This window comes from Phenylobacterium aquaticum (assembly GCF_947378715.1).
Classification (GTDB): Bacteria; Pseudomonadota; Alphaproteobacteria; order Caulobacterales; family Caulobacteraceae; genus Phenylobacterium; species Phenylobacterium aquaticum_A.
The window spans coordinates 1-9,454 of sequence record NZ_CANCLE010000151.1 but is presented as its reverse complement, the minus strand read 5'-3'; the positions used below and the strand labels follow the sequence as shown (position 1 = coordinate 9,454).

At 66.1% G+C, this 9,454-nt stretch carries 8 protein-coding genes; 5 read left to right on the top strand and 3 right to left on the bottom strand.

Annotated features, from left to right (window positions below; genetic code table 11):
- Nucleotides 1-309 (top strand): DUF1330 domain-containing protein (locus Q7P21_RS16585; RefSeq protein WP_304177975.1); only part of this gene is annotated, 309 nt, incomplete at its 5' end.
- 149 nt (nucleotides 310-458) lie between these two features.
- Here the strand turns inward: Q7P21_RS16585 and Q7P21_RS16580 are convergent.
- Nucleotides 459-1,322, bottom strand: a complete 864-nt coding sequence (locus tag Q7P21_RS16580; protein ID WP_304164116.1) for a LysR family transcriptional regulator — start codon at nucleotides 1,320-1,322, stop codon at nucleotides 459-461.
- 336 nt (nucleotides 1,323-1,658) lie between these two features.
- Here Q7P21_RS16580 and Q7P21_RS16575 point away from each other — a divergent pair, with 336 nt between their 5' ends.
- Nucleotides 1,659-2,411 (top strand): alpha/beta hydrolase, encoded by a 753-nt coding sequence (locus Q7P21_RS16575; protein WP_304177974.1) that lies wholly within the window; start codon nucleotides 1,659-1,661, stop codon nucleotides 2,409-2,411.
- Between the two features lie 194 nt (nucleotides 2,412-2,605).
- Here Q7P21_RS16575 and Q7P21_RS16570 read toward each other — a convergent pair whose 3' ends face one another.
- The gene (locus Q7P21_RS16570) at nucleotides 2,606-3,757 is read right to left on the bottom strand and encodes a S9 family peptidase (RefSeq protein WP_304164118.1); all 1,152 of its coding nucleotides are present in this window, start codon (nucleotides 3,755-3,757) and stop codon (nucleotides 2,606-2,608) included.
- 105 nt (nucleotides 3,758-3,862) lie between these two features.
- On the opposite strand from Q7P21_RS16570, the gene Q7P21_RS16565 reads away from it, so the two are divergent.
- On the top strand, nucleotides 3,863-4,525 hold the full coding sequence (locus Q7P21_RS16565; RefSeq protein WP_304164119.1) for a TetR/AcrR family transcriptional regulator: 663 nt from the start codon (nucleotides 3,863-3,865) through the stop codon (nucleotides 4,523-4,525).
- Nucleotides 4,522-5,208, top strand: a complete 687-nt coding sequence (locus tag Q7P21_RS16560; RefSeq protein WP_304164120.1) for a VOC family protein — start codon at nucleotides 4,522-4,524, stop codon at nucleotides 5,206-5,208. The genes Q7P21_RS16565 and Q7P21_RS16560 overlap by 4 nt, the downstream gene beginning before the upstream one ends.
- Nucleotides 5,209-5,275: 67 nt before the next feature.
- Here Q7P21_RS16560 and Q7P21_RS16555 read toward each other — a convergent pair whose 3' ends face one another.
- On the bottom strand, nucleotides 5,276-7,612 hold the full coding sequence (locus tag Q7P21_RS16555; protein WP_304177972.1) for a TonB-dependent receptor: 2,337 nt from the start codon (nucleotides 7,610-7,612) through the stop codon (nucleotides 5,276-5,278).
- A gap of 197 nt (nucleotides 7,613-7,809) precedes the next feature.
- Between Q7P21_RS16555 and ettA the strand changes: the two genes are divergently transcribed.
- Nucleotides 7,810-9,454, top strand: a 1,645-nt coding sequence (ettA, locus tag Q7P21_RS16550) for an energy-dependent translational throttle protein EttA (RefSeq protein WP_304177971.1), incomplete at its 3' end; no start/stop codon positions are given.

Here is a 9,454-nt window from a genome sequence, read left to right as displayed (position 1 = left end):
CAGCCCCGGAGACACCGGATGACCGCCTATCTCGTCCTGGACTTCACCGTCCTCGATCTGCCGGCCTTCATGCCCTACATCGAGGGCGTGCCGGCCTTCATCGCCAAGCACGGCGGCCGCTATATCGTCCGGGGCGTCGAACCCCAGGTGATGGAGGGCGACTGGTCGCCGGAGCGGGTGGTGATCCTGGAGTTCCTGACGGCGGAGAACGCACAGGCCTTCCTGGCGGACCCCGATTTCCAGAGCCTGAAGGCCGTCCGGGAACGCAGCACCATCAGCAAGCTGATCCTGGTGGAGGGGTGTATCTAGGGGAGACCCTTCGCGCCGGCTGCAGGCGCGCCGAAGGCGGACACGGCGGTGAGGCGCTGCTGACCGGAAGCGGACCTTGCTAGGGTGGCAGAAGGGTGGTGAGCGCTCTTTGGCTTGATCCTCTGAAATCAGACAACCTCATCATCGAGTTAGTCGCTGCGCTGAAGCCATTCCTTCACCGCCGCCATGGCCGGCGTTTCGGGGCGTGATTTCAGCCGCGTGAGCCAATAGCGGCCGGCGTCGACGCAAAGACTGAAGGGCTGAGCCAGTCGGCCGCTCGCAAGGTCCTGCTCAAACAACCGGGCGGGCAGCAGGGCGACACCCAGGCCGCTTGACGCCGCCGCCGCCAGGCTGGACGAGGCATCGAATACCGGGCTGCGGATAGCCGGCGTGGTGAGGCCGGCGGCATCGAACCAGACTTTCCATTCGTCGGGACGGTAGGACCGCAGCAAGACCTCTCTTTGCAGGTCGGCCGGCGTCTGCAACCGCCGCGCAAGGCTCGGTGCGCAAAGCGGCGTCAGCGGCGCTTCCAGGATCGGGACGGCGTCGGTTCCGTGCCAGGCCCCGTCGCCGTAACGGATCGCCAAGTCCAGCCCGTCGCCCGCGAGGTCCACCCGGTTGTTGTTGGTCATGATCCGAAGGTCGACGCCGGGGTGGAGCGCGTTGAAATCCGGCAGGCGCGGAAGCAACCATCCGGTGACGAAGGTTGCGACGACGCCGATGCTGACGATCTCCTGAAAGCGTCCGCCAGCGAACCGGTCGAGGGTGGCGGCCATGCGATCGAGGGTGTCGCTGACTATTGGCGCTAGGGCGGCGCCTTCGTCGGTCAGGGCAAGGCCCCGAGGCAGCCGGCGGAACAGGCGCGCGCCGAGCTGATCTTCCAGCAGCTTGATATGGTGGCTGACGGCGGCCTGGGTGACGCGCAGCTCGAGCGCGGCGCGCGTGACGTTGAGGTGCCGCGCGGCCGTCTCGAAGGCGCGCAGGGCATTGAGCGGCAGTCGCGATCTTTCCATGGGGAGGCATTAGTTCATTTTATGGCTCTCGCCAATTTTGATCGTTTGTAACGCAGCCGAGGGGCGGGGAACCTCTGACTCGTTGCTGTGACATAAGGACAAACGATGTGTCACGCACGTTGGTCACGCTTTTGGGGAGGGTCGAACATCATGAAGCCTGTTTGCGCCGTGGCATTGGCTGGACTGCTCCTCGCCCAGGCGTCTCAGGCGGCGACGCCTGGCGCCGCGCCGGCCCCCTGGCAGCCGTCCCCAGGTCACAGCCAGATGCCGATCTGGCCGGGAGCGGCGCCAGGTACAGCGCCTGTCCCAGGGGCGGAGACCGCGAAGGATGGGGGCGTGACCAACGTCACCCGGCCGACGATGACGGTCTATTCGCCCAAGGGGAAGAACAGCGGCGCCGCGGTCATCGTCATCCCGGGCGGCGGCTTCCAGATGCTGGCCATGGATCTCGAAGGCACCGAGATCTGCGACTGGCTGACCTCCAGGGGCGTCACCTGCGTGCTGCTCAAATACCGCGTGCCGAGCATCCCCTACCGCTGGCAATGCAACTGCCGCCCGCAGAATAAGGAGATTTCAACGCCGTCCTTGCAGGACGTGTTGCGCACCGTGCGGCTGACGCGCGCGCGCGCCGCCGAATGGCGCGTCGACCCGCGCAAGATCGGGGTGATCGGGTTTTCCGCCGGCGGGTATCTGGTGGCCGAGGCCAGCACCCACTTCGACGATCGCCTCTATGCGCCTGTGGACGCGGCCGACCGGCAAAGCGCCCGACCGGATTTCGCCATCGCCGTCTATCCAGGGCACCTGGCTCTGGCCACCAACGGCATCGCGCTCAACCCCAATATCGAGAAGGCCATCACGCCCCGCACGCCGCCGACCTTCCTGTTGCAGAACGAGGACGACCATGTGGACAGCGTCGAGGATGCGCTGAGCTACTACATGGGCCTGAAGAAGGCGGGCGTTGCCGTGGAACTGCACTCATATGCCCAGGGCGGCCATGCCTTCGGTCTACGGGAGAAGAAGCTCCCCGTGTCCGGGTGGCCTAGGTTGGCGGAGACATGGTTGCGGACGATCGGGATGCTTTCGGAATGAGCGGCGCAGACATTGCGGATCGTGCCGTGTGGGACGGGGGTCTGCATCGGCTGGGATGCGGGCGCCGCCAGCGCCGAAACTTCGAATGCCCGCAATCGGTCGGTTCCCCCGTTAGATCGACGGCCTGATGCAGACCTTCCGGCCTTCATCAGCCCTGCCGCAATCTGTCGGACTCGAACGCCAGACCCCGCCCCCTAGAACCCGTGCCGCTCAAGCCAGTCACCGACCGCCGCCACCGCCGTGGGCAGCAGGTCTTTGCGCTCGACGTAGTAGTGGTCGGCGTCCTGGATCTGGACGATCTCCTTGTCCTTGGACGCCACCGCCGCGAACAGCCGGTCGGCGTGGCTGGGGGTGCAGGCGAGGTCGGCGGTGTTGTTGATCACCAGCACCGGGCAGGAGATGTGGCCGGCGTTGATGACGCCATTGGCGCGGCTCTCATCATAGCTCCACTGCGACAGCCAGGAACGCAGGGTGGTGAAGCGCCCCAGGCCCACCGGGCCGTCATTGGCGATCTTCGGCTCGCCCAGATAGCAGGTCCCCGGGCGGCGGTCGGAGGGGTCCTGGGTCGGGTCGGTCCAGCGGACGTCGCACATGGTGCCATAGACCACGAAGGGCCGCTCGGCGTCGGGCTCGCCCGCGGCCTTCAGGGCGGCCAGCTGGGTCTTCACGCGGCCGGTGATGCGGCGGTTGCGGGCGATCTGGGCGGCGCGGAATGTCGCCACGAAGGCGTCGGAATAGGGCGGCTGATTGGGGCAGGCGGGGTCGTAGATGTTGAGTTCGCGGTCGCGCACGAAGGGCTTGTCTTCATCCAGGATCGAGGGGTCCAGCCATTCGGTCATGGTCACGGAGCGGCTGATATGGGCGGCCAGCAGCATGACCCCGTCGGCGGGTTGCAGCCCCGCGCCGACCAGGTCCACGGCGTCGCCGGCCGGGGTTTCGGTAATCGTCGGGTGCTCGGCCTGGTCCTGGTAGAACAGGGACAGCGAGCCGCCGCCGGACCAGCCGCCGAGGATCACCTTTTCATAGCCGAACCGGGTCTTGAGGTCGGAGATGCAGGCGCCGAGATCGAGGACGCACTTCTCCATGATCAGGGCCGCGTCGTTGCCCCGATAGCGCGGGTTGCAATAGATGACGTGCCGGCCGCCATGGGCGAGCGCATTGACCAGCGGCAGGAACGAGCCGCCGCCGATCGGGTGGCTGAACAGGATGACGGTCTTGGATGTGCCGGCCTCGGGGCGGATGCGCATGCACTCGACGAAGACCTGGCCGGTCGGGCCGCCATAGACCTCCTTCAGCTTGCTGGTGTCCGCATGGACGAAACCGTAGGGCTCGCGCACCACCGCCATCTTGTTCTCTCCCTGACGCCCTGAAGGGGGCTTGGGAGGGCCAAGCTTGCCCTCCGCTGATTTTTGAGTATCAAATCAGGAAAACTGATCGAGAAGTCAATTCCTGTGTCGAAGTCCGCCACCGTCGTCGCCCTGGGCAAGGGTGAGCGCACCGCCGCGAAGATCCGCGAGGTGGCGCTGGACCAGTTTTCCCGGCTGGGATTCGAGCGGGCGGCCATGGGCGCCATAGCGGCGGCGGCCGAGGTCTCGCAGGCGACCCTGCACTATCATTTCCAGGACAAGGACCAGCTGTGGCGCAGCGCCATGCTGGAGCTGGCGGCGGTGATCTCGGAGGAGGAGCGGCTGCTGTCCGCCGCCCGCGACGCCAGTCCGCTCGCCCAGCTGCGCATGGCCATGCGGCTGTTCCTGCAGATCAGCTGGCGCCATCCCGCGCTCGGGCGGATCGTGGCGCTGGAGGGCATGGCCGGGGGCGAGCGGCTCGACTGGCTGAACGAACACCTGCTGGGGCCGCGCAACCGCCGGCTGGCCGAGCTGGCGCGGCGGGCCATGGCGGCCGGCGACCTGAAGCCGTTTCCGCCGGAGATGCTGGTGATCACCCTGCAGGCCGGCGCGGCCGGGGTGATCAATCTGGCGCCCCTGATGCGCAGCGCCTTCGGCATCGATCCCGACACGGTCGAGGGGCGCGCGGCCCACGAAGACCTCATACTCAACGCCCTGGTCCAGGGCCTGCTCGCCGACAGAAGCGAGACCACGGAGGAGACCCCATGACCCAACCCTCAGGCATTCACCACCTGGCCTTCATGGCCGGGGACATCAAGAAGCACATCGCCTTCTTCTCGGAGGTGATGGGCTGTCCGCTGGTGGCGCTGTTCGACATGCACGGCGTACCGGGGGGCTTGCATGCCTTCCTGCGCATGAACGACCACGGCTATTTCTCGATCGTTCAGCTGCCGAACGTCGACGACATCCCGATCGAGCTCGGCAAGACCCACGCCGGCACCGGCGCCCTGCCCAGCGCGCCGGGGACCCTGCAGCACCTGGCCTTCCGGGCGGATTCCGACGCCGACCTGATCGCCATGCGCGACCGCATCCGCAGCCACGGGGTCAATGTCATCGGCCCGATCGACCACGGCATGTGCCGCTCGATCTATTTCGCCGGCCCCGACCAGATGACCCTGGAAGTGGCGACCAGCCACGAGCCCATCGATCCGGCCAAGTGGATCGACCCGGCGGTGCTGGCCAAGGCCGGGATCTCGGCGGAGGAGGCCAGGCGCTTCAAGGCGCCCGCCCAGTACGCCGGCCCGAGCCCAGTGCCGCAGCCGGCCTATGACCCGGCCAAGCCGCACATGGCCTATCCCAAGGACGCCTATCTGAAGATGCTGGCGGTGCCCGACGAGATGCTGACCGCCGGCGCCTCCTATACCGCCCCGCCGGTCGGCGAGCCGGCCTGACACGCAGAGAAAAGCCCCCTTCCCGGGTGGGAAGGGGGCTGTCCTCGGACGCTCTGATTGGGTCGGATCAGAACTGCTTGCGGACGGTCACGAACATCTGGCGCGGCGCGCCGGCCAGCAGGGTCTGGCTGTCGCCGGAGTTGGAGAAGCCGTTCGACCCGATCGTCGAGACATAGTCCTTGTCGAGCAGGTTGGTGACATTGGCCTGGATCTCCAGGCCCTTGGTCAGGCCCTCGCCCTCGAAGGTGTAGCCGAGGCTGAGGTCCAGAGTGGTCACCGCCGGAACGCTCAGGTCGTTCGTATAGGTGATGTAGCGCTCGCCCGTGTAGTGGGCGGCCAGGGCGCCGTGCCAGCCGTTCTGGTCATAGGCCAGGCTGAGGTTGGCGATCGACTTGGGCGCGTCCGGCAGGGACTTGCCGGCGGTCTTGGCGACCAGGCCGCCCGAACCATTGCGCACGTCGTCGTCGAAGCTGGAGTCGTTATAGGCGTAGGAGCCGAACAGCGAGAAAGCGTCGGTGATGTTCCAGGTGCCGGCGGTCTCGAAGCCGTTGGTGGTGACGCTGCCGACATTGCTGAGCACGCTGGGATTGCCGGCGACGCCGGAGCCCGAGGCGGTGGCCAGCAGGCGGTTGTCGAACTTGACGTGATAGGCGGCGATGACGCCCTGGAAGTCGGCGGTCTTGAAGCGCCAGCCGGCCTCAAAGGTCTTGGAGCTTTCCGGCTTCAGCTTGCCCTTGATGGCGTCGAAGCCGGCCTGGGTGGTGGAGAACGGACCGGCGGTGGCGGCGCTGACGAAGGCGCGCATGTTCTCGGTGTAGGAGCCGAAGACCTCGCTGTTCTCGTTCAGCTTATAGTTGGCGCCCACCTGCGGCAGGAAGCTGTCCTTGGACTGGATCTGGCCGGAATTCACCAGCGGGCCGTAGCCGTCCAGGAACTTGGCCTTGTTCTCGACCTTGAGCGACTTGAAGCCGAAATTGACCTTCAGGGCGTCGGTGACGGTCCAGTTGTCCTCGAGCGAGACCTGGGTGGTCTTGGTGTTGAAGGCGTAGTGCCAGCGGGTCTTGTAGGGGTTCGACTGGAAGGCCAGGGAGTCGCGGTTGTTGGCGGCGGCGTCCAGGCCGTAATAGCGGCGGGCCTGTTCGAAGTCGTTGTCCTCATACCAGCCACCCAGGCGCACCAGGTGGGCGCCGAGCGTCAGGTCGCCACCCAGCACGACGCCGCTGCGGTCGATATTGTACTCGGTGGTGCGATAGGAGATCGACGAGTTGTTGGTCGTCGCGCCGGGCACGCCGTAGTTCGGGCTGGGGTTCAGCGGGGCGTACCAGGTGCCCTGGCCCTTATTGGTGTGGCCATAGATCTGGGCCGTAGCGTTGAACATGTCACCGAACGGCATCTCGCCCTTGATCGACCAGAGCTTGTCGTCGCGCAGGCCGCCAGCGTCGAAATAGGCGTCGTCGTTGCACTTGATCGGGGCCGCGTAGCTGTTCGTGCCGTCACCCGGATCGGAGACGCAATAGGCCGGATCGCCCGAGGTCCCCTTGGTCAGGTAGTGGGTGAGCGCCGTATTGGCGATCTGGTTGGCCAGCGCATAGTTGTTGGAGATGTTGTCGAAGCCGTAGCCCAGACGCTTGATCATCTCGAGCGACAGGTCCTGGTAATCGTTCTCGCGGCGCTGCGACCAGTCGTAGAAGGCGCTGACCTTGCCCTCGCCGATCGGCTGGACGAACTTGAAGTCGATCTGCTGCTGCTTCTGGACGCCGTAGCCCTTCCACTTGTCGGTGTCCTGCTTGGCGTAGCTCAGATAGGCCCGGCCGCCGGACGGCAGGTCGCCGGTCTCCAGCCGCAGGAAGCCGCGGTACATGTTGTCCGAGCCGAGCGTGCCGGCGGCGAACACGCCGAACTTCGAGGACGGATCGCGGGAGACGAACTTCAGCGTGCCGCCCAGGTTCGAGGCGGAGGCGGTGTTCAGCGAGCCCGAACCCTGCGCCAGTTCCACGCCGCCCAGGTCTTCCGACATGATCGCGCGGCTGATGTGCAGGCCGTTGTGGTTGCCATAGCTCATGTCGCCGAGCGGCACGCCGTCGAGGGTGAAGCCCAGCTGATTCTGGTTGAAGCCGCGGATCGAGATGCGGGTCGACCACTCATAGGCGCCGAAGGCGTCGGCGGACTGGAAGTTCACGCCGGGCAGCTTTTCGACCATCTTGATCGGGCTGGTGCCGGGGGCGGCCTGTTCGATTTCCTGGACGGCGATCTGCTGGACCTGGCGGCTCTCGCCCTTGCCATAGACCACCAGTTCTTCAACGCTGGCGCCCGCGTCGGTGGCGGCGGCCTCGGCCGCGCAGGCCTGGCCGGCGATCAGAAGTAGAGCGCCGGCGGCTGCGCCAGCGAGAAGATGATGTTTCATAAGCTATCCCCTTGGGTCCCGTCGGCCTTCGCGACGTGGATGGGCCTCGCCTAGCGCTGCTCTGCGACAGTTCGGATTCGGTTCGACGGCGGAGCGATGAAGCTTGGCGCAGGGACGGCGGCGTTGCGCCGGAAGCCCGCCAACGCTATGTCCGCAGCCAAATCTCCACTCCTCCGATCAGCGAGCCCGCACGCCCCATGGCGCAGCAATACATTTTCCAGATGCAGGGTCTGACCAAGACCTTCCCTGGCGCGACCAAGAAGACCTTCGAGAACATCTGGCTGTCCTTCTATTCGGACGCCAAGATCGGCGTGGTCGGGGTCAACGGCTCGGGTAAGTCGACCCTGCTGAAGATCATGTCGGGGCTGGACCTCGAATTCAACGGCGAGGCCAAGGCCGCCGACGGCATCAAGCGCGGCTATCTCTCGCAGGAACCGCACCTGGATGAACAGCTGAACGTCTGGGGCAACGTCATCTCCGAATGCGAGGAGAAGAAGATCCTCGACCGCTACAACGCCATCGCGGCGGAACTGGGCGAGAACTACACCGAAGAGCTGATGGAGGAGATGAACACCCTCCAGGAGAAGATCGACGCGGGCGACCTGTGGGACATCGACAGCCGCATCGAAATGGCCATGGACGCCCTGCGCACCCCGCCCGCCGACTGGCCCGTCACCAGCCTGTCCGGCGGTGAGAAGCGCCGTATCGCGCTCGCCCGCCTGTTGCTCAGCAAGCCCGACATGCTGCTGCTGGACGAACCGACCAACCACCTGGACGCGGAATCCGTGGCCTGGTTGCAGCACCACCTGGAAGCCTTCCCGGGCTGCGTGATCCTGGTCACCCACGACCGCTACTTCCTGGATCAGGTGACCAAGTGGACGCTGGAGCTGGACCGCGGCAAGGGCATCCCCTTCGAGGGCAACTACTCCGGCTGGCTGGAGCAGAAGCAGAAGCGCGTGGTGCAGGAGCAGTCGGAGTCCGAGGCCCGCCAGCGCGCCCTGACCCGCGAACTGGAATGGGTGCGGTCCGGCGCTAAGGCCCGTCAGGCCAAGTCCAAGGCCCGTCTGGCCGCCTATGAGCGGATGGCTGACGAGCAGGAGCACGCCCGCCAGGCCGAGAGCTACGCCGTGATCCAGATCCCGCCCGGCCCGCGCCTGGGCAATCTGGTGCTCGAGGTCAGCGGCCTGGAGAAGGAATATGGTGACAAGCTGCTGTTCAAGGACCTGACCTTCAAGCTGCCGCCCAACGGCATCGTCGGCGTGATCGGCCCCAACGGCGCCGGCAAGTCGACCCTGTTCAAGCTGATCACCGGCGTCGAGAAACCCGACCAGGGCACCGTCAAGCTCGGCGAGACCGTCAAGCTGGCCTACGTCGACCAGAGCCGCGACGCCCTGACCGACACCAACACCGTGTGGCAGGAAATCTCGGGCGGCACCGACATCATGATGGTCGGCAAGCGCGAGGTGAACACCCGCTCCTACGTCGGCAGCTTCAACTTCAAGGGCGGCGACCAGCAGAAGAAGGTCGGCCTGCTGTCGGGCGGCGAGCGCAACCGGGTGCACCTGGCCAAGACCCTGGCCGAGGGCGGTAACCTGATCCTGCTCGACGAACCGACCAACGACCTGGACATCGAGACCCTGCAGAACCTGGAAGAGGCGCTCGAAGAGTTCGCCGGCTGCGCCGTGGTCATCTCCCACGATCGCTGGTTCCTGGACCGTCTGGCCACCCACATCCTGGCCTTCGAGGGCGACAGCCACGTGGAATGGTTCGAGGGCAACTTCGAAGCCTACGAGGAAGACAAGAAGCGCCGCCTGGGCACCGACAGCCTGATCCCCAAGCGCA

Excerpts from the sequence above, each read along its gene's own strand:
- Q7P21_RS16580 (WP_304164116.1), bottom strand. The coding sequence starts at position 1,322 with ATGGAAAGATCGCGACTGCCGCTCAATGCCCTGCGCGCCTTCGAGACG.
- Q7P21_RS16570 (WP_304164118.1), bottom strand. The coding sequence starts at position 3,757 with ATGGCGGTGGTGCGCGAGCCCTACGGTTTCGTCCATGCGGACACCAGC.
- Q7P21_RS16560 (WP_304164120.1), top strand. The coding sequence starts at position 4,522 with ATGACCCAACCCTCAGGCATTCACCACCTGGCCTTCATGGCCGGGGAC.
- Q7P21_RS16555 (WP_304177972.1), bottom strand. The coding sequence starts at position 7,612 with ATGAAACATCATCTTCTCGCTGGCGCAGCCGCCGGCGCTCTACTTCTG.